At 70.8% G+C, this 17,851-nt stretch carries 21 protein-coding genes and 2 tRNA genes; 6 read left to right on the forward strand and 17 right to left on the reverse strand.

Annotated features, from left to right (window positions below):
• Window positions 1–534: a SigE family RNA polymerase sigma factor gene (locus ACZ573_RS24020; RefSeq protein ID WP_471307326.1), complete on the forward strand. Its 534-nt coding sequence runs from the start codon at window positions 1–3 to the stop codon at window positions 532–534.
• A gap of 162 nt (window positions 535–696) precedes the next feature.
• Window positions 697–2,346: a long-chain fatty acid--CoA ligase gene (locus tag ACZ573_RS24025; RefSeq protein ID WP_471307328.1), complete on the forward strand. Its 1,650-nt coding sequence runs from the start codon at window positions 697–699 to the stop codon at window positions 2,344–2,346.
• 12 nt (window positions 2,347–2,358) lie between these two features.
• On the opposite strand, the gene ACZ573_RS24030 is transcribed toward ACZ573_RS24025, so the two are convergent.
• The 3 genes from ACZ573_RS24030 to ACZ573_RS24040 all read right to left on the reverse strand — a co-directional run bounded on the left by ACZ573_RS24030 (window position 2,359) and on the right by ACZ573_RS24040 (window position 6,822).
• Window positions 2,359–2,934, reverse strand: coding sequence for an antibiotic biosynthesis monooxygenase (locus ACZ573_RS24030; RefSeq protein ID WP_471307330.1), 576 nt, complete (start codon window positions 2,932–2,934; stop codon window positions 2,359–2,361).
• Between the two features lie 13 nt (window positions 2,935–2,947).
• Window positions 2,948–6,277 (reverse strand): response regulator, encoded by a 3,330-nt coding sequence (locus ACZ573_RS24035; protein ID WP_471307333.1) that lies wholly within the window; start codon window positions 6,275–6,277, stop codon window positions 2,948–2,950.
• Between the two features lie 119 nt (window positions 6,278–6,396).
• A complete protein-coding gene (locus tag ACZ573_RS24040; RefSeq protein ID WP_471307335.1) occupies window positions 6,397–6,822 on the reverse strand; it encodes an SSI family serine proteinase inhibitor in 426 nt (141 codons plus the stop codon).
• A gap of 186 nt (window positions 6,823–7,008) precedes the next feature.
• On the opposite strand from ACZ573_RS24040, the gene ACZ573_RS24045 reads away from it, so the two are divergent.
• Both ACZ573_RS24045 and ACZ573_RS24050 read left to right on the forward strand, forming a co-directional pair.
• Window positions 7,009–7,099, forward strand: a tRNA-Ser gene (locus ACZ573_RS24045).
• A gap of 218 nt (window positions 7,100–7,317) precedes the next feature.
• Window positions 7,318–7,390 (forward strand) — tRNA-Arg (locus ACZ573_RS24050).
• 79 nt (window positions 7,391–7,469) lie between these two features.
• Here the strand turns inward: ACZ573_RS24050 and ACZ573_RS24055 are convergent.
• From ACZ573_RS24055 to ACZ573_RS24120, 14 genes are all read right to left on the reverse strand, one after another.
• On the reverse strand, window positions 7,470–8,696 hold the full coding sequence (locus tag ACZ573_RS24055; RefSeq protein ID WP_469358132.1) for a site-specific integrase: 1,227 nt from the start codon (window positions 8,694–8,696) through the stop codon (window positions 7,470–7,472).
• Window positions 8,693–8,899, reverse strand: a complete 207-nt coding sequence (locus tag ACZ573_RS24060) for an excisionase family DNA-binding protein (RefSeq protein WP_389804523.1) — start codon at window positions 8,897–8,899, stop codon at window positions 8,693–8,695. Before ACZ573_RS24060 ends, ACZ573_RS24055 begins: the two co-directional genes overlap by 4 nt.
• Window positions 8,887–10,299 (reverse strand): replication initiator protein RepSA, encoded by a 1,413-nt coding sequence (gene repSA, locus ACZ573_RS24065; protein ID WP_471307340.1) that lies wholly within the window; start codon window positions 10,297–10,299, stop codon window positions 8,887–8,889. Before repSA ends, ACZ573_RS24060 begins: the two co-directional genes overlap by 13 nt.
• Entirely contained in the window at window positions 10,296–11,363 is a 1,068-nt protein-coding gene (locus ACZ573_RS24070; RefSeq protein WP_471307343.1) for a DNA cytosine methyltransferase, read from the reverse strand. Before ACZ573_RS24070 ends, repSA begins: the two co-directional genes overlap by 4 nt.
• The gene (locus ACZ573_RS24075) at window positions 11,360–11,557 is read right to left on the reverse strand and encodes a hypothetical protein (RefSeq protein WP_471307345.1); all 198 of its coding nucleotides are present in this window, start codon (window positions 11,555–11,557) and stop codon (window positions 11,360–11,362) included. The genes ACZ573_RS24070 and ACZ573_RS24075 overlap by 4 nt, the downstream gene beginning before the upstream one ends.
• A gap of 5 nt (window positions 11,558–11,562) precedes the next feature.
• Entirely contained in the window at window positions 11,563–11,742 is a 180-nt protein-coding gene (locus ACZ573_RS24080; protein ID WP_471307347.1) for a hypothetical protein, read from the reverse strand.
• A gap of 94 nt (window positions 11,743–11,836) precedes the next feature.
• Window positions 11,837–12,382 (reverse strand): GGDEF domain-containing protein, encoded by a 546-nt coding sequence (locus tag ACZ573_RS24085; protein ID WP_471307496.1) that lies wholly within the window; start codon window positions 12,380–12,382, stop codon window positions 11,837–11,839.
• 5 nt (window positions 12,383–12,387) lie between these two features.
• Window positions 12,388–12,720 (reverse strand): SpdD-like protein, encoded by a 333-nt coding sequence (locus ACZ573_RS24090; protein WP_471307349.1) that lies wholly within the window; start codon window positions 12,718–12,720, stop codon window positions 12,388–12,390.
• A 12-nt stretch (window positions 12,721–12,732) separates the two neighbouring features.
• Complete coding sequence (locus tag ACZ573_RS24095) at window positions 12,733–12,888, reverse strand: hypothetical protein (protein WP_199810277.1); 156 nt, start codon at window positions 12,886–12,888, stop codon at window positions 12,733–12,735.
• A 20-nt stretch (window positions 12,889–12,908) separates the two neighbouring features.
• Complete coding sequence (locus ACZ573_RS24100) at window positions 12,909–13,097, reverse strand: mobile element transfer protein (RefSeq protein ID WP_030764151.1); 189 nt, start codon at window positions 13,095–13,097, stop codon at window positions 12,909–12,911.
• A 19-nt stretch (window positions 13,098–13,116) separates the two neighbouring features.
• A complete protein-coding gene (locus tag ACZ573_RS24105; protein ID WP_471307352.1) occupies window positions 13,117–13,782 on the reverse strand; it encodes a DUF2637 domain-containing protein in 666 nt (221 codons plus the stop codon).
• Between the two features lie 67 nt (window positions 13,783–13,849).
• The gene (locus tag ACZ573_RS24110; protein ID WP_471307355.1) at window positions 13,850–14,041 is read right to left on the reverse strand and encodes a hypothetical protein; all 192 of its coding nucleotides are present in this window, start codon (window positions 14,039–14,041) and stop codon (window positions 13,850–13,852) included.
• A 79-nt stretch (window positions 14,042–14,120) separates the two neighbouring features.
• Window positions 14,121–15,470, reverse strand: a complete 1,350-nt coding sequence (locus tag ACZ573_RS24115; RefSeq protein WP_471307357.1) for an FtsK/SpoIIIE domain-containing protein — start codon at window positions 15,468–15,470, stop codon at window positions 14,121–14,123.
• 2 nt (window positions 15,471–15,472) lie between these two features.
• Window positions 15,473–15,802: an SCO3933 family regulatory protein gene (locus ACZ573_RS24120; RefSeq protein WP_030764160.1), complete on the reverse strand. Its 330-nt coding sequence runs from the start codon at window positions 15,800–15,802 to the stop codon at window positions 15,473–15,475.
• A 153-nt stretch (window positions 15,803–15,955) separates the two neighbouring features.
• Here ACZ573_RS24120 and ACZ573_RS24125 point away from each other — a divergent pair, with 153 nt between their 5' ends.
• Entirely contained in the window at window positions 15,956–16,822 is an 867-nt protein-coding gene (locus tag ACZ573_RS24125; RefSeq protein WP_403471637.1) for a GntR family transcriptional regulator, read from the forward strand.
• On the forward strand, window positions 16,809–17,501 hold the full coding sequence (locus tag ACZ573_RS24130) for an HAD family hydrolase (protein WP_471307361.1): 693 nt from the start codon (window positions 16,809–16,811) through the stop codon (window positions 17,499–17,501). The genes ACZ573_RS24125 and ACZ573_RS24130 overlap by 14 nt, the downstream gene beginning before the upstream one ends.
• Window positions 17,502–17,851: the final 350 nt, after the last annotated feature.

Genomic DNA, 17,851 nt, shown 5'->3' on the forward strand with positions numbered 1-17,851 from the left:
ATGACCACGCCTGTGTGCACGCTCGCCTCGAATCCGACGCCGTACCCGTCGTTCTCGGCGTACGTCCGGACCCGCGGCACGGTCCTGATGCGCACCGCGCGCTCCCTCACCGCCAACCCGTGCGATGCGGAGGACCTGCTCCAGACGGCCCTCGCGAAGACGTACGTGGCCTGGGACCGGATCGAGGACCACCGCGCCCTGGACGGCTACGTCCGCCGGACCCTCGTCAACACCCGGACCTCCCAGTGGCGCAAGCGCAAGGTGGACGAGTTCGTGTGCGACGAGCTTCCGGAGACCGAGGCGGTTGCGGCCTGCGACCCCGCCGAGGCGCAGGCCCTGCGCGACGCGATGTGGCGAGCGGTGACCCGGCTGCCCGACCGGCAGCGGGCCATGGTCGTCCTGCGGTACTACGAGGATCTGAGCGAGGCGCAGACGGCGGAGCTGCTCGGGGTCTCGGTCGGCACGGTCAAGAGCGCGGTCTCCCGCGCGCTGGGCAAGCTCCGCGAGGACCCGGAGCTGCTGCCGGTCCGCTGAGACGAAGGATGTTCCACGTGAAACGTGAGGACGCCCGGGGATGTTTCACGTGAAACACGGCCTGGTTTCTACCCCCGGGTAGTGACATGCCGACCGGTACGTGCGCAGAATCGGCAGCATCCGTAGCCGCCGCAGCGCCGCAGCGCTCACCGGGAGGACGCTTTGCTCAGCACCATGCAGGACGTACCGCTCCTCGTCACCCGCATACTCCGACACGGGATGACGATCCACGGAAAGTCCCAGGTCACGACCTGGACCGGGGAGGCCGAGCCGCACCGCCGCAGCTTCGCCGAGATCGGCAACCGCGCCACCCGTCTCGCCGGCGCCCTGCGCGACGAGCTCGGAGTGCAGCAGGACGAGCGGGTCGCCACCCTCATGTGGAACAACGCCGAGCACGTCGAGGCGTACTTCGCGATCCCCTCCATGGGCGCGGTCCTGCACACTCTCAACCTCCGGCTCCCCCCTGAGCAGCTGGTCTTCATCGTCAACCACGCCGCCGACCGGGTGGTGCTGGTCAACGGCACGCTGCTGCCCCTGCTCGCGCCGCTGCTGCCGCACCTGCCGACCATCGAACACGTGGTGGTCAGCGGCATCGGCGACCGCTCCGTGCTCGAAGGCCTGAACGTGCGGGTGCACGAGTACGAGGAGCTCCTCGCGGGCAGCTCCGACAGCTACGCATGGCCCGAGCTGGACGAGCGCCAGGCGGCCGCGATGTGCTACACCTCCGGCACCACCGGGGACCCCAAGGGTGTCGTCTACTCCCACCGCTCGCTCTACCTGCACTCGATGCAGGTCAACATGACCGAGTCGATGGGGCTGACCGACAGGGACACCACCCTCGTCGTGGTCCCGCAGTTCCACGTGAACGCGTGGGGGCTGCCGCACGCCACCTTCATGACCGGTATCAACATGCTGATGCCGGACCGGTTCCTGCAGCCCGCCCCGCTCGCCGAGATGATCGAGCGGGAGAAGCCCACGCACGCCGCGGCGGTTCCCACCATCTGGCAGGGACTGCTGGCCGAGGTCACCGCCAACCCGCGCGACCTGACCTCGATGAAGCAGGTCACCATCGGCGGCGCGGCCTGTCCGCCCTCCCTGATGGAGGCGTACGACAAGCTCGGCGTCCGCGTCTGCCACGCCTGGGGCATGACCGAGACCTCGCCGCTGGGCACGATGGCGCACCCGCCGGCCGGCCTGAGCGCCGAGGAGGAGTGGCCCTACCGGATCACCCAGGGCCGCTTCCCGGCGGGCGTCGAGGCCCGCCTGATCGGCCCCGCCGGTGATCTCCTGCCCTGGGACGGACAGTCGGCGGGCGAGCTGGAGGTGCGCGGCAACTGGATCGCCGCCTCCTACTACGGCGGCGCGTCCGGCGAACCCTTCCGGCCCGAGGACAAGTTCAGCGCCGACGGCTGGCTCAAGACCGGCGATGTCGGCGTGATCAGCGCCGACGGCTTCCTCACCCTCACCGACCGCGCGAAGGACGTCATCAAGTCCGGCGGCGAGTGGATCTCCAGCGTGGACCTGGAGAACGCGCTGATGGCGCACCCCGAAGTCGCCGAGGCCGCGGTCGTCGCCGTCCCCGACGAGAAGTGGGGCGAGCGCCCGCTGGCCACGGTCGTCCTCAAGGAGGGCGCGAGCGTGAACTACACGGGGCTGCGCGAGTTCCTCGCCCTGACCGTCGCCAAGTGGCAGCTGCCGGAGCGCTGGACGTTCATCGAGTCGGTGCCGAAGACCAGTGTCGGCAAGTTCGACAAGAAGGTGATCCGCAAGCAGTACGCCGACGGAGTGCTGGCCGTCACCCGGCTCGACTGACGACCGCAGGGCCTAACCCCGGGTGAGCCACGGCCGCAGCAGTCGGCTGACCGCGGGCATGGCCACGTAGGTCATCAGGGTGCTGAACACGACGGCGAAGGCGGCCGTGCGCAGCACGAAGGGCAGATCCACCAGGTACGGCCCGAGCACCGCGTTGCCGATCAGCGAGATCGGGAAGATGGCCAGCCCCGAGCTGATGGCCATCTTCCACCGGGGCGGCGCGGGCCGGGTCGCACCCGGCTTGGCGAACCAGGTCTCCATGCCGTGCAGTTCCCGGCGTGCTATCTCCGTGTGGTGGTGGCCGAGGCAGTTGGAGAACCACTGCGCCCGCTCCGGGGAGTCCTGCCAGCGCTGGAACGCGGCCTGATTGCGGAAGCGGTGGACCAGGAACCACGGCCCGCCCTCGGCCGCCGGACGGAAGAGCCCGTACCCGAGGTGGTCCGGGAAGCCCGCGGCCGTCTCCAGGATGCCGTGGGCCCAGGCCTCGAAGGTCTCCTCGTGGCCGGGCTCCACCTGCCGTGCGATGAGCAGATTCACCTCCCCGTTGTCGGCGGGGACGGTGTGCTCGCTCGTGTTGGTGATGGCCATCGGCCCAGGATTACTAGTTGGTGCCGATCTTGGCCAGCAGGTCCACGATGCGGCCCTGGACGTCCGCCGTGGTGGACCGTTCCGCGAGGAAGAGGACGCTCTCGCCGGAGGCGAGCCGCGGCAGTTCGGCCGGGTCGATGCCGGTCGCGGTGTAGACGACCAGGGGGGTGCGGTTCAGCTGCCCGTTGGCGCGCAGCCAGTCCACGATCCCTGCCCGCCGACGCCGCACCTGCATCAGGTCCATGACCACCAGGTTGGGCCGCATCCGCGCCGCCAGTTCCACGGCGTCGGTGTCGGCGCCCGCCCGTGCGACCTGCATGCCGCGCCGCTCCAAGGCGGCGGTCAGCGCGGTCGCGAGCTCGTCGCGCTCCTCGATCAGCAGCACCCGTGAGGGGTGCTGTTCGCTGTCACGCGGCGCCAGCGCCTTCAGCAGCACGGCCGGGTCGGCACCGTACGCCGCCTCCCGCGTGGCATGCCCCAGCCCGGCCGTGACCAGCACGGGGACCTCCGCGGCCACCGCGGCCTGGCGCAGGGACTGCAGGGCCGTCCGGGTGATCGGGCCGGTCAGCGGGTCGACGAACAGCGCGGCGGGGAACGCGGCGATCTGCGCGTCCACCTCCTCGCGGGAGTGCACGATCACCGGCCGGTAGCCGCGGTCGCTCAGCGCCTGCTGCGTCTGCACATCGGGCGCGGGCCACACCAGGAGCCGGCGCGGGTTGTCCAAGGGCTCCGGCGGCAGCTCGTCGTCCATGGGCAGCGGCACGGGCCGGTTGACGACCTCGACGGCGCCGCCCGGGCCGTCCAGCGGCTCGGGGCCCTCGTCGGAGCCTGCTTCGGGCGCCCCTATGGCGAAGGCGCGGCCCTGCGGGGCGGGATCGGCGAGCCGGCGACGGCGGCCGGAGCCGGAGGCCGCATCGGCCCCGGAGGCCGGGCCGGAGCCGCCCGGATCGACGGAGATGCCCTGGCCGAGGGTGCCGAGGGCGCGCACGCTGATCGGCTGCGCGGCCCGGCCCTCCGCCGGGGTGTCCTGCGGCCGACGCGCACCGGGGAGCGCGACCTGGCCGGAGGCCTTGTCCTCCTCAGGAGCGGTACGGGCCGCCGGAACGGGCCACGCCGGGGCGCCGGCCAGCGCGCGGCGCCGCCCGGTCGGGTTCTCGGCGGACTCGTCGGGCTGCGCGGCGGAGCCGGCGGCAGCGGCCTCGGGCTCGGCGGGCGGGGCGCCCAGCACCCGGCGGCCACGCCGCCCTGCCGGGGCGTCACCGTCGGAGTCGGCTGGGGCGGGAGCCGGTGTCGGGCCGGCGGGCAGCGCGAAGCCGCCCTCAGGGGCGATGGGCCGCGCGGGAGCGGGCGCCGGCCCGAGCCCGGTCGCGGGGACGGGGCCGCCGGGCTGAGCCGGACCGGCCGGACCCAGTGCCCGGCGCCGCCCTGCGGGGTGCTCGGTCACCGGCACCGGGGGCACCGCGGGTACGGGCGGGAGCGCGGGCATGGCGGTGCCCTGCGGGGGCACGGGCCGCCCGGGGCCGTCGGGCCCGCCGATGCCCTCGGCCCCGTCGCTGCCGTCACCGGCCCGGCCGCGCCTGCGTCCGGTGCCCAGTCCCGCCGGGTTCACCGGGGACTGCGCGAGTTCTGGGCCCGTCTCGGGAGCGTCGCCGGCCTCGCCCGCGCGCCGCCGCCCGGAAGGCAGCGCCAGCGCGCCACCCCCCTGTGCGGCCTGTGCGGCCTGCGCCGCCTCGGGGCCGGGGGTCTCGTCGTCCAGGAAGGCGTCCACCCCGCGCCGGCCACGCCGGCCGCCGGAGACCTTGCCGGGAGCCGCGCCCCCGGCCGTCCCCGCGCCGTCCGTGGTCGGACCGGCCGGAGGCTCCTCCGCCGGCTCCGGCAGGGTCACCGTCCCGGCACCCGAGCCGAGCGGGAGCTCCAGCACGTACGCCCCGCCGGGCGCGCCCGGAACCTCCACCGTCTGCAGCACACCGCCGTGCGCGGCCACGATCCCCCGCACGATCGGCTCGTGGACCGGGTTCCCGCCCTCGTACGGCCCGCGCACCTCGATCCGTACGACATCACCGCGCTGCGCGGCGGCCACCACGATCGTCGAATCGCTGTAGCCGCTGCCCTGGCGGGTCTTGCCGGTCGCGTCCACCCCGGCCACGTCCGCGATCAGGTGGGCGAGCGCGGTCGAGATCCGGTCCCCGTCCACCTCGGCCTCGATGGTCGGCGCGTGGACGGCGAACTGCGCGCGGCCCGGACCGATCAGCTCGACGGCCCCGTCGACGCCCGCCGTGACGACGGTGTTGATCAGGACCTTCTTCTTCGCGAGCCGGTCCCGGCCGGTGTCCAGGCGCTGGTAGCCGAGGACGTTGTCCACCAGCGTGGTCATCCGTGAGTACCCGGCGGCCAGGTGGTGCAGCAGCTGGTTGGCCTCGGGCCACAGCTGTCCTGCGTCGTCGGCGGCCAGCGTCGCCAGCTCACCGCGCAGCTCGTCCAGAGGCCCGCGCAGGGATTCGCCGAGGACGGCCATCAGCTGCGCGTGGCGCGCGGCGAGGGCGTCGTAGGGCCGCCGGTCGGTGAAGGTCATGACGGCGCCGACGAGCTGCTCCCCGTCCCGTACGGGCGAGGTGGTCAGGTCGACGGCGACCGGCTGCCCGGCCTTGTTCCACAGCACCTGCCCGCGGACGCGGTGCTTGCGCCCGCTGCGCAGGGTGTCGGCGAGCGGGGACTCCTCGAAGGGGAAGGGGGAGCCGTCGGCCCGGGAGTGCTGGATGAGGCCGTGCAGTTCGCGGTTGCCGAGGTCGGTGGCGCGGTAGCCGAGGATCTGGGCGGCGGCCGGGTTGACCAGCACCACCCGTCCGTCGGTGTCGGTGCCCACGACGCCCTCGGCGGCGGCGCGCAGGATCATCTCGGTCTGCCGCTGCGAGCGGGCCAGCTCGGCCTCGGTGTCCACGGTCTGCGAGAGGTCACGGACCACGAGCATCAGCAGCTCGTCGCCCGTGTACGAGGGTTGCGGCTCGCGGTAGGCGTCGCGTCCGTCGAGATGGGCGCTGGTGAGCTCGACGGGGAACTCGGAGCCGTCGGTACGCCGAGCGATCATGCGCTTGGGTTTGGCGCGGCCGCCGTCGTCCTCGCCGGGCCGGCGCATGGAGCCGGGGATCAGCTTGGAGTCGAACTCGGGCAGGAGGTCGAGCACGCCCCGGCCGACGAGCCCGGTACCGGGGCTCTCCATGATCTCGAGCGCGATCGAATTGGCGTTGACGACCGTGCCGTTGGCGTTGACGAGCAACAGCGCGTCCGGAAGAGCGTCGAGTATTGCTGCGAGGCGAGCAGCGCCTCGGGATGGCCTGCTGCTCACGACGAGCTTCCTCCCTGACCACAACTACCGGCAAGTCACGGGAGGAGTCTAAGGCCACAGGCCCGCGATGGGGTGGCCGATGTGTGGCGGATACCGCCCATCCCGCGCATCCTCCCAGGTCAGGAACGCCCACTCGGAAGCAGAGGTTCCAACTCGTCCCAGCGGCGGATCTCGCATCCGTTGGTCCGCCGGAAGGTGGCGTCCACCTTGTGGCCGTTCCAGGTTCCGGTGATCCGGGCGGTGGCGGGGCCCCCGTGCTGCATGGTGCAGATCTGCCGCTTGGAGACGGGGGCGAAGGGGTCCTTCCCCTCACGGGCGAACTGATCCAGCCGGGCGCAGGCACCTTCCGCCTCCGGGTGATCGCCGCCGGCGGGGCCGCATTCGAGCCGGTACTCCCGGTCCAACCGGTGGTTTCCGGTGTCGGCCATGGCGATGGTGAGGCGGTCGGGTGTCGCCAGCAGCCGGCCCAGCGGGAGCGGGGGCAGTGGCCCGGCCACCGTGGCGGCCAGGGCGGAGGTGACGGCGAAGGCGGCGAGACGCAGCATGGGGCACTCCAGGTCGTCCGTACGTCGTACGCCTGACCAACGACGCGGGCGCGCTGACGTTGCGTGCCGCGGCCGCTTTAAGGCTTTGCCCTCCGCCCGTCCCGCCTAGTACCGTGGGAGCGGATTGGTGAGGGGCCCTGCGCCTGTGTCATCATCTGCACGCACCCTCGTACACGGGGGTGTGCTGGAGGCGTCGCCTAGTCCGGTCTATGGCGCCGCACTGCTAATGCGGTTTGGGTCTTACCGCCCATCGAGGGTTCAAATCCCTCCGCCTCCGCACCTCATCGAAGCCCCGGTCCTGACGGACCGGGGCTTCGATGCATTCCGGGGCGATCCGGCCTGCTCCGCCCTCTCCGCGAACCCATCCGGATGATCTCCGTCCGGCTCGTTTTCGCAGGTCAGAAGCGGTTTGGGTAATGGATTTCGCGTCCCGGCGAGGTCCATGTATTGTTGTTCTCGCAAGGCCAACGGGGCGCAAAACCCCGGGAAGCCCAAGCACTCGTAGCTTAACGGATAGAGCATCTGACTACGGATCAGAAGGTTGCAGGTTCGAATCCTGCCGAGTGCACAGCAGGTCAGAAGCCCCAGACGAAAGTCTGGGGCTTCTGCCGTTTCAGGCCGTACAGCAGCGAAGTACAGCAACCGCCTCAGCCGCTGCCACCCATCGCCGCGGACAGCTGGTCCAGGGCCGAGCGCACATCCTCGTCACCCGCCGCCGAGTAGACCTCCATCGTCATGGCGATCTGCGAGTGCCGAAGAATTCGCTGAGCCACCTTCGGGTGGACCTTGAGCACGACCAGGAGCGCGGCGCACGTGTGCCGAGTGTTCCGCAGCGGGATCACCCGCAATCCGGCCCGCCGGGCCCGCAGCCCGAACATCCGGGTCAGGTTCCCCGGCTCGATCGGGGTCCCGTACTTCGTCGTGAAGATCAGCCCGTGGCTGTCCTGCCACAGCTCGCCAGCCGCTTTTCGATCACCGATCTGCTGGGCGCGCCGCATCCGGAGCGCCTTCAGGCAGAGCGCTGGCAGCGGTAGGAAGTCCTCCGACTCCTCCGTCTTGGTCTCCCGGTGGAGGATCTCCCGCCCGGCCCGCTGGATCTGGTGGTCGACGTACAGCTCACCGGCGTCCAGGTCGACGGACTTCCACGTCAGGCCCAGCACCTCCCCGCGCCGCAGCCCGAGGCAGAGCACGAGCACCCAGGCCGCGAAAAGGTGATCGTCCCGGGCAGCAGCGTCGGCGAGGAACTGGCCGGCTTCGGCCACCGACCACGGCTTGATCCGGCGGCGCCGGGGCTTGGGGACCTTCACGAGCGAGGCGACGTTCTTCCCGATCTCCTCCTCGGTGACGGCGTGGGTCAGAGCGGCCCGCAAGGCATCCCGCGAGCCCTGGATCACCCGCCGGGACGGGTACGACTCGCAGCAGTCCCCGACGGCGCAGCATCGGCGGCTTTCGGGGGTGCGCTTCGCGTCCTTGCCCTGGGCACAGCACTGGCAGACGGCCGCCAGCTTGGTCAGCCACTCGCGTACGTCGCGGACGGTGAGCTTGTCCAACCGCTTGGGACCGAGGTGCGGAGCGATGTAGAGGCGGACGTAGCCCTCGTAGGAGACGTAGGAGAGCGGGGCCAGGTTCGGCTTCACGATTGAGTCCAGCCAGTACGAGAGGAAGGCCGCCGTCGTCCGGTGCCGGGTGGCCACGGGTCCCTTCTTGGCTTCCGCGTGGAGGTTGAGCCACTTCTCGTGGACCTCCTCGCGGGTCTTTCCGTAGGCGTACTTCCGGGCCCGCTTGCCGTCCGGCTTCGTGACCCAGACGTAGGCGGCGTAGCCGTTCTTGTACGGGTAGATCGAGCCCTCGCCGTTGCCGCGCTTCCCGCTCATGCCACCCACCCTTCGACGCCGGTAGTGATGCGCTCGACGTACTCGTCGACCCAGGCCGGGAGGATGCGGCGGTTGCGTCCGACCTTGACCGAACGGATCTCCCCGGTGAGCACGAGCATCTTGGTCTTCGACAGGCCGAAGCCGAGCATCTCGGCGACCTCGGCGGTGGTGTGCCACTTCCGCTGGATGACTACGGCAGCCATGCGGTTTCTCCTTCCACGTCGGACAGTTCGGCCCGCATTTCGCGGGAGAGTTCACGGGTGTGTTGGAGGTCCCGGCGGATGTTGGCGGCGAGCCAGGATTCGCCGGGGGTGGAGCCGTGGCCGGCGTAGGACCAGTGGGCGACGACGAGGAGGGTGGCCTCGGGGTGGTCGTCCGGGTCGGGCAGGCCGAGCGAGGCGCGTTGCTGGGCGGCGCGGTAGTCGGCGCGGACCTGGCGTAAGGCGCCGAGGGTGGTCGAGTAGCTGCGGGATTTGGTGGAGAAGTGGCCGCGGAAGCCGAGCATGTGGGCCCAGGCCCGCAACCGCCGGTCGGGGTAGGCCCGATCGAGGTCCATGCAGGCTTCCATGAGCCGCCGGGGGTGATCGGGCACACCGAGCAGGACGAGTGCTTCCTTGTTGCCGACCGGGTGGTCCACGGTGCCGGTCGTCTCCGCGGCTTTGGTCGCGTACTTGGCGACGTAGGAGGCGACTGCCTGTTCCGTCAGGTCCTCGCCGTTGCCGAAGGATCCGATGGGCTGCACGTCGATCTGCTCGCCCCACTGGAGCACCCAGTCGTGGTTGAAGCCGTGCTCCGGGCTCGCGGGCACGACGAGGCTGACGCGGGCGGCAGCAGCATGGATGGCGTCGGTGAGCAGGTCGAGGGTGGCCCACGCGGGCGGTGAGCTGTCGGGCCCGTCCGGTCCGTCGAAGCGGATCACGGCGTGGAAGTGGACGGCACCGCGTTTCTGGTACTCGGCGACCTTGCCGAAGGAGACGCGGGATTGTTCGCGGGCGGCTTTCTGGGTGAGGCCGGCGCGGGCGGCGATCTCTCGGCGGAGGTAGATCGTGAAGTAGCGCCAGAGTTCGGACGCGTGGTTGTTCCAGAGCACGGCGCCCGCGTAGTCGTACGTGGACGGGTCGAGCGGGGTGCCCAGGTCCTCGGCGTCCTCGGGGTGCCGGATGCCGCAGCGGCAGGGGCGGGTGCCGGGTCGGTTGTGGACGGGGCCGAAGGACGGGGCGGTCAGGGTGGCGAAGACGCGGGGGTGATCGCGGATCGTCTCGGGGGTGCCCTTGGCGGGATCTCCGACGAGGCCAGCGCGGATCAGGTGGTAGGTGTCTCCGGCGTAGGTCCAGGCGCAGGCGGGGCAGCGGGAGGCGCGGCGGTTGCCGCAGGCGACGCGGAGGACGCCGCCGGGTTCAGTGTCGGTGTTGTAGGCGTGGATCACGGTGCGGGTGGCCGGGTCGATGAGCTTGGTGCCGCCGGCGAGGCAGATCGGGGCGGCGCATCCGCCGGTGCGGCGGATCTGTTCGTGGAGGCGGTCGAAGCCGGGGGCCCCGGCCACCCGGAGCAGGTCGCTCAGGGTGGCCGGGTCCAGGCCCGCCGCGGTGGCGGTGTCGGTCACGCGGCCACCTCCAGCCCGGCCGGAACCAGCGAGCGCAGGACGGCGGTGGCGAGGGGCGGGGGGACGGCGTTACCGATCTGCTGGAACTGCTTGGTGCGGGAGCCAGCCCACGGGTAGGAGGGGCAAAAGCCCTGTAGGACGGCGGCTTCTGCCACAGACAGTCGCCTGACTGGGGTGCCGTCGGGCTCGATCCAGGAGACGTCTTTGACGGCGTTGGCGAACAGGAGGGTGGGCGCAGGCTGGTCGACGCGGCGACGGGTTGCGGAGGGGCGGTTGCCGACTCGGAGCATCCATGACCGAGCACGACCGGTGATGGCCCAGGAGGGGCTGGTGGTGGGGAACCGGCTGCCTCCGGACGTATGGTTTCCGCGGGTGACCACCTGACTGGGCGGGCAGCCCAGGATGTCACTCATGGTCTGCCAGGACGGGAGTGCGTCGCCGAAGAGGTCGGTAGGGGTGCCGCCGTCGGCGTGGGTGGGCTCCGGGGGCAGGGCGGGGCGGGTGCGGGAGGCGATGAGGAAGGCACGGCGCCGGGTCTGGGCCAGGCCGAAGTCGGCGGCGTTGAGCACTCCGGTCCAGGTCGAGTAGCCGGCGCCGGTCAAGATGCGTGCGGTGTGCTCAAAGAGAGGCAGCACTGCGGGCACTTCTTCCAGGGCGATCCATTCCGGGCGCAGGTCGAGTGCGTAGCGGAGGGGTTCGACGATGAGCAGCGAACGGGGGTCCGTGCAGCCGGTGAGCAGGGACGCGCGGGTGTCGTGCCCGCGGGCGAGGTCGTCCAAGGCTTGGTGGCACAGGGGTAGGTCGGTGTTCCCCGCGCGGAGGCCAGCGGCGCTGAAGGTCTGGCACGGCGGGGAGGCGATCAGCCCCGTGGCGTTGCTGTCCAGCGACGAGGTCGGATAGGCAGCGACATCGGCGTGAATCGTGAGGTGGCCGGCGGCGGTTCGGGTGGCGCATGCAGTGCTGTCGATCTCGACCCCGATGCTCCGAAGTCCGAGCATCCGCAGGCCCTCAGACCAACCTCCGGCGCCGGCGAACAGATCCACGATCTGGGGGCGACTGGTCACGACCGGGACCCTTTCGTGTGCGCGGAGCCGTGGTTGGCGTTCCAACCGGCGACCAGGGCACCGACCTGGGCGTCTCCCTTGGCGGAGGCGGAGGCGCCGCAGTGGCAGACCGCGGATGCGGTGGCGGGGACGGATGCCGAGGGCTTGCTGATGTGGAGCCCGGGCGTGTTGTTCGTCGGGGTCAGCTTCGCCATGACGTTCACCGGCCGAGCCGGACGAGGGCCGAGGCGATGGTGCGGCCGAGGCCCCGGCAGGTCGGGCAGTTGACGCGGATGGTCGTCCGGGTGCCGTCGGCGGTGCGGGCGCCGGTGGTGATCGTGGCGGTGGCGAAGCCGTCGCAGTCGCGGCAGACGGGCGGGGTCGATGCGCTCTGGGGCATGATGAGTTGTCCCTTTCGGGTCCGTGGGATCTGGGAGGGGTTCAGGCGCCCGGAGCGGCGGAAGTTTGGCGACCGAGGCCGCTCCGGGGGCCGCTCAGCGTGTGTTGCGCCTGCCGTGGCCCTTGGCCGCGTACATCGACGAGTCGGCGGCGGACAGCGCATCGGTGAGGATTGGCACCGGCAGGTGATCGCGGTGGCAGTGGCCGACCGAGGCCGAGACCGGCAGAGTGCAGCCGGCGTACGTGACCGGCTGGTCCAAGGCGTCCTGGAGGGCGCGGAGGCCGGCGGTGTGCTCGGGGTCGGTGACGATGGCGGCGAACTCGTCTCCACCGAGGCGGGCGCAGAAGCCGTGGCGTCCGCACCAGGTACCCAGGCGGCGGGCGGTCGCGGTGAGTACCGCGTCTCCGGCGGCATGGCCGTGGGTGTCGTTGATGGCCTTGAAGTCGTCCAGGTCGACCAGGATCACGAGCGCGTTCGGGCTTTTGGCGATGACGCGTTCGGCGCGGGCCGTCCAGCCAGCGCGGGTGTGAAGGCCGGTCAGGGGGTCGCGGCGGGCGGTGGCTAAGCGGCGCAGGAGTACTCCGCCGTGAAGGGCCCAGCCCAGGGCCGGTAAGCCCGCAGCGATGACGTGCGTGTCCATCTGCGTCACCGCCCCTTCTGAAGATCCTTGACCAGCAGGCGCAGGACCACCGCGATCACGGCGACGGAGACGCCGGTGATGGCGACCGCGAGGAGCATCGAGACGAGGACGGCGCCGACGACGAGGACGACGGCTCCACCGCCGGCGGCGAGGGCGACCACGCTTCCGGGGGTGAGCTGGACTGTCGTGCGTGCCGGGGCGGTCGGCGCCGCGTGGTGGTCGGGTGCCATCGGCGAGGTCTCACGGGAGGGCTCGATGCCGGAGAGGGCGACAGGCTGTGCGGGCGGGGTGATGATGCCGGTCGGGAGCGGGTTGACCGGGATCCGCGGTCGGAACATGGCGGGGTCTCCCTACTTGGTGATCGGGTCGATGAGCGGTGCGAGAGAGCTGTTGGCGAGGAGGTAGCCGCCGATGAGGAGCACGGCCACGAGCCACAGCGGAGGGCGGATGAGCTTGTAGCCGAGGGCACCGACGACGATCAGGGCGAGCCAGAGCGGTACGTCCATGACGCGGTTCTCCTTCGTGATCAACGCGGGTTGCAGCGGTGGGTACGGGCGGCGAGTTCGGCGGCGGCGCGACCGCGGTAGTCGGCGGAGAAGTCGCAGCCGGGGGCGGTGCACACGGCGGTGTGCAAGGTGCGGCCCCGGCCGTCGCTGTAGCTGCCGACCGTCACGGGGCCGAAGCGGATGACCTTGTAGAAGCGGTTCGGGCGCACGGGTCTGTCTCCCTTCCTGTCAGGTGAGTTGGATGGCGATGGCGTCCGCCAGCGCGGGCGGGATGCCGAGGCGGCTCCGCAGAGTCGCCGTGTCGATCGGGGCACCGGTCTGTGCGTGGTGGGCGTCCGCGATCTTCTGGGCGTGGTCGAGCAGGGCCGGTGGGACCGGCACAGCGGGCGCGATCGGAGCAGGCGCCGGAGGCGAGGGCTGCGGATCGGGTTCGGCCGGCGGCAGCTCGGGAGCCGGGTCCGGCGCGCGTTCCACGGTCACGGCCGCGGCGGGTTCGACGTGGAGCTGGTCGTCGTGGTCCGGCTCTTGGAGTGGGGCGGGTGAGTGGGCGAGGAGCGTGCCGCCGAGGAAGGCGAGGGCGGGCCAGCCGGCGACGAGGATGCGCAGCCAGGGCGGGACGTTGTTCAGGTCGAGGAGTCCAGCGGTGGCGATGTTGGCGCCGAGCGAGGCGATCAGGGCGATGGCGAACCACAGCCATGCATCGCGGTTCTCCCCGTCGGTGCGCATGCGGCGCCATGCCGCGACCAGCAGCAGGTCGACGCTGACCGGGTAGGCCCAGGCCTTCCAGCCGTCCTGTCCTGCCGCCGCTGCGAGGTCGTGCAGGTGGGCGAAGGACAGGGCGCCGGCGATGACTGCCTGGATGAGCACGGCGTCGAGGCGGAGAGTGCGGGACACGGGTCGCCTCCTTTCGGGAGGCCGGTGCCAGGTGTTGTTCTCCGGCACCAGCGGGTTGGAGAGCGGGTCAGGCGGTGCCGATGCCGAGGCAGTCAGGGCACAGTCCGGACTGGGTGGCGTCGATCTCCCGGCGCTTGCGCCCGACCCGGACGGTCGTGGTTGTCTCCCCGGACCCGTCGCAGGTGCCGCAGGCTTCCGCGGTCGGTGTGGGCTTGGGGGACCGTGGCCGACGGGCCGGCGTCTTCTTCTCGGTGGTCATGGCGATTCCCTTCGGTTTCGGGCATGGGTCGGTAGGGACCTGGCGCGAGACGGTCGCGCCGACCGAGGAGAGGGGACTGTTAGTCCGTGGCCGGAGTCGGCTTCACGAGCGGAACGGACCCGGCAGCCGGGGTCACGGTGGAGACAACCGGCCGGTACGGGGCGAGGGCCGGAAGAGCCGGGGTGCGGTGCGCGAACTGGGCGCAGATCGCGGCTGCTTCCTCGGCACTCAACTCGGGAGTGCGGATCCGGGACCAGCCGCCGGAGGTATCACCGGCTACTGCGACGCCGGGCTTGTCGGGCGGAATCGTCGTCACGGCCACCACCGCGTCCGGGGCGATGTCGCCCAGGCCCATGTCGGCGGTCTGCTTGTCGTTGACGCGATGGACCACGCGGCCGGTGAGCTGGGCACGCAGTGTGGTGGCGCCCTTGCCGAGTTCGGAGCCGAAGCGCTGGCCGCAGATCTCCAGGTACATACCGGCCGCGCGGGCCATCTGCCCGAGGCGAATCAACTGCATGACCATGCGGTCCCGGCGTTCCTCGTCCTTCTTGACCGCCACGAGGAACAGTTCCGCGACCTCGTCCACGAGCAGCACGATCGGCACGGGCCGAACCTCTTCGGGCAGGGCCCACAGGTCGGCGGCCCCGTAGTCGCTCAGCAGGTCGAAGCGGCTTTCCATCTCGCCGACGAGCGCGTCCAGGAGGCCAGATGCCTCCTCCGGCGTGACAGCGAGCGCCGACAGCCGCGGCGCGTACTGGCGCTGTTCGACCCCCCGCTTGCAATCGATCCCGACCAGGGCGACCCGCAGCCGGGCGAGGCCGGCGATCAGGTTCCGCTGGTACATGGACTTGCCCGACTGGTTGGCGCCGAGCGTCAGCGCGTGCGGCACCTTGAGGTAGTCCCGTACGAACGCGGTGCCGTCCTCCCGGAGCGCGACCGGTACCACCATCTGGCCCGACGGGCGTCGGCGCGGCATCTTCACCCGCCGTAGAACGTCGTAGCCGGTCATCCGCAGTTCCACGAATCCCGGCTTCGTCTCCACCACGTGCACCGAGTGGACGCCCCAGGCGTGGCGCAGCCGCTCGGAGGCCGCGATCACGTCGGAGGGCTCCAGCCCGGCCGGCAGGCGGAGGGTGACCCGCATGCCGGTCGAGGAGCCTCGCACCCGGCGGACCCTCGGCGGGACCGGCTGGACGTCGCTGCGGCGGGCGACGTTGCGGACCAGGAAGGCCCGGAGGCGGGACGGCTGCACCGTGAGCCCGCATACGTCCATCGTGGCCCGGTACGTCACCGCGAACCGAACCCGGGCCGCCGGCAGACCGGCCACGGACCAGAACACGCGCGGGGCGCGGAGCTTCGCGTAGCCGAGACCGCCACCCGCACCGGCCAGGGGGAGGCCGACCTCCCATAAGGTCGTCAGGTCGGCCATGGTCAGGCCCCGACCGTGATGGCGACGGCGCGGAACGAGATGCCGTGCCGGGTCTGGCCGTTGAACGTGTTCTCCCAGTCCCGGGCCTTGAGGCCGATCACCGACACCGGCATCCCCGGCATCAGGCCTTCGGGGAGACCGGTTTCCGGGACGGTCACCTGGTAGAGGTTGCCCTCCCCCTCGTCCGAGATCAGCAGGCCGACTGTGGACAGGCCGGCGCCGGTCTCCCGGTCCATCGCCCGCTCACCGGTCTGCTTGCTCACGAGCTTCGGGGTCGGAGCCGTGGCCACGAACACCACGGCGGTCGACGTGTCCACCTTGAACGACGGCATGGTTTCTCCTTCAGAGATGCCAGCAGGAAGCTAGATGACCAACTTGGCTAGCTGGGTTGGTCACATCTCGAAAGTAGAAGAGATGGCTAGCCATGTCAACAACATGACTGGCATGGCTGTCCCGCCTCGTAGGGGTTCCCCTAACATCGACCCATGACCTTCGTCCCCGAGCCCCTCGACCCAGATGACGACCGAGCCCCGTATGAGCAGGTGGCGAGCAGCCTCAGTGCGGCCATCCGCACGAGGAAGCTGGGCCCAGGCGAGAAGCTCCCGTCCCACGCGAAGCTGACGGAGTACTACGGATTCGCTCGGGCGACGATCCAGCGCGCGCTGCGCGACCTCGAAGACGAGGGCTTGGTGGTCTCCCGTAAGGGCAGCGGTGTCTATGTCCGCAACCGGACCGAACGGCCGGCGGGTCTACGCCCGTACGTCGAGCAGGCGTTCTCCAAGGACCGCGTGACGATCGACTTTGCCGGGTTCTCCAGCGAGACGCTGCACGGGGCGCTTCAGGAACCGCTGGACAAGATCAGGGTCGGCCGGCTCACGCCGTCGAGCATCGCCGTGCGGATACTCGTCCCAGACATGTCGGTGCCCCAGGCCGCACCGGTGCGGATGGATGACGGTGCGGATGACAAGCGGCTTCGTGACCGCATGCACGACATCATGGTCAGCTACACCCGCAGCATCCGAGATGCCATTGCCGAGCTGGGGCACCTGGGTCTTGTCGCTGAGACACAGATCAGCGTCCGCGTTCACAGCGGTACCCAGTTCTTCAAGCTCTACGTGATCAACGACGAGGACGCGTTCTTCGGGTACTACCCGATCCGCCCCAACAAGGTGGTCGCCCAGGGCGAGACGATCGAGATCTACGACCTCGTGGGCAAGGACGCCACGCTCTTCCATCACTCGATCAACGACGGCGAGTCCTCCAGCGGAGCGCAGCAAGTCCAGCAGGCCCGCATGTGGTTCGACAGCGTGTGGGAGACCATCGGAAGGGATTTTGACCTTGACGCACGATGATCGACTTCGAGGGGTCTTGGCGCATGCGCGCGTAGTCTTCTTCGACTTCGACGGGCCCATCTGCGACGTCTTCGCCGGGTTGCCCGCCCCGGAGGTCGCCACGCAGCTCACCGCGCTACTCGCAGCTCAGGACGAGACCGCGGGTGCGAAGGCGACCGAGACCGACGACCCGATTGAGGTCATGCGGATTGCTTACGAGGTCGATGCTGAGCTTGGGCAGAAGGTGGAGCAGGCTCTGACGGCGGCGGAGGTCGAGGCTGTCGCGCTGGCCGGGCCGCCGACTTCGGGTGCGGTCGAGGCCCTTGAGGCTGTGCGTTCTTCGGGACGGGCTGTGGCTGTGGTGAGTAACAACTCTGCCGAGTGCGTCCGGAGCTTCTTGGAGGCGCACGGGTTGGATGGGTACGTCGCGAGGGTCATCGGTCGACCGGTGGGCCAGCCCCACTTGATGAAACCGAACCCGTTCCCGCTCATTGGGGCGGCGGAGCAGATGCACATGGACATCACCCTGTGCACCTTGATCGGTGACTCGCTCACCGACGTTCAGGCCGCTCATGCAGCCGGCGCAACGGTCATTGCCTACGCCAACAAGCCGTACAAGGCCGACCTGTTCGCCGAAGCGCAAGCCGACACGATCACTGACGACATGCGGGCCATCGCCGACGCGCTCAACGCGGCGTAGCCGAGGAGCGGCGCGGACCTGTTACAGGTTTCTCTACCTCATCAAGCACCCGGCTGCGCTCCGCTCCGCCGGGCGGCCTTTCCCGGCGCCGCTCCGCGCGACGCTCCTGCCTTCGGCCCGCTCCGCGCGCGCTTCGCCGCCGGCCGCCCCTGCAAGGCGGGATAGGCCAAAGGGCATGAGCTGAACCCAGCGGCCGCGGGATCCCTACCTCACCGACATGCCTCCAGCGGGGGCGCTCAAACTCCGGGACGGAGGGGCGCCGCTCGCGTGTGCCAGCCATATGCGGCTGGGGCGGGGGAACTCCGATTCCGTCTGCCGTCGACCCAGGACAAGCCGAGCAGACACGGGAC

The organism is Streptomyces sp. NPDC040545 (assembly GCF_055595065.1).

Bases quoted from the DNA above. Each gene is read 5' to 3' on its own strand.
- ACZ573_RS24020 (WP_471307326.1), top strand. From the start codon at position 1: ATGACCACGCCTGTGTGCACGCTCGCCTCGAATCCGACGCCGTACCCG.
- ACZ573_RS24030 (WP_471307330.1), bottom strand. From the start codon at position 2,934: ATGGCCATCACCAACACGAGCGAGCACACCGTCCCCGCCGACAACGGG.
- ACZ573_RS24040 (WP_471307335.1), bottom strand. From the start codon at position 6,822: ATGCTGCGTCTCGCCGCCTTCGCCGTCACCTCCGCCCTGGCCGCCACG.
- ACZ573_RS24055 (WP_469358132.1), bottom strand. From the start codon at position 8,696: ATGAGCGGGAAGCGCGGCAACGGCGAGGGCTCGATCTACCCGTACAAG.
- ACZ573_RS24060 (WP_389804523.1), bottom strand. From the start codon at position 8,899: ATGGCTGCCGTAGTCATCCAGCGGAAGTGGCACACCACCGCCGAGGTC.
- ACZ573_RS24075 (WP_471307345.1), bottom strand. From the start codon at position 11,557: ATGGCGAAGCTGACCCCGACGAACAACACGCCCGGGCTCCACATCAGC.
- ACZ573_RS24080 (WP_471307347.1), bottom strand. From the start codon at position 11,742: ATGCCCCAGAGCGCATCGACCCCGCCCGTCTGCCGCGACTGCGACGGC.
- ACZ573_RS24085 (WP_471307496.1), bottom strand. From the start codon at position 12,382: ATGGACACGCACGTCATCGCTGCGGGCTTACCGGCCCTGGGCTGGGCC.
- ACZ573_RS24090 (WP_471307349.1), bottom strand. From the start codon at position 12,720: ATGTTCCGACCGCGGATCCCGGTCAACCCGCTCCCGACCGGCATCATC.
- ACZ573_RS24095 (WP_199810277.1), bottom strand. From the start codon at position 12,888: ATGGACGTACCGCTCTGGCTCGCCCTGATCGTCGTCGGTGCCCTCGGC.
- ACZ573_RS24110 (WP_471307355.1), bottom strand. From the start codon at position 14,041: ATGACCACCGAGAAGAAGACGCCGGCCCGTCGGCCACGGTCCCCCAAG.
- ACZ573_RS24115 (WP_471307357.1), bottom strand. From the start codon at position 15,470: ATGGCCGACCTGACGACCTTATGGGAGGTCGGCCTCCCCCTGGCCGGT.
- ACZ573_RS24120 (WP_030764160.1), bottom strand. From the start codon at position 15,802: ATGCCGTCGTTCAAGGTGGACACGTCGACCGCCGTGGTGTTCGTGGCC.
- ACZ573_RS24125 (WP_403471637.1), top strand. From the start codon at position 15,956: ATGACCTTCGTCCCCGAGCCCCTCGACCCAGATGACGACCGAGCCCCG.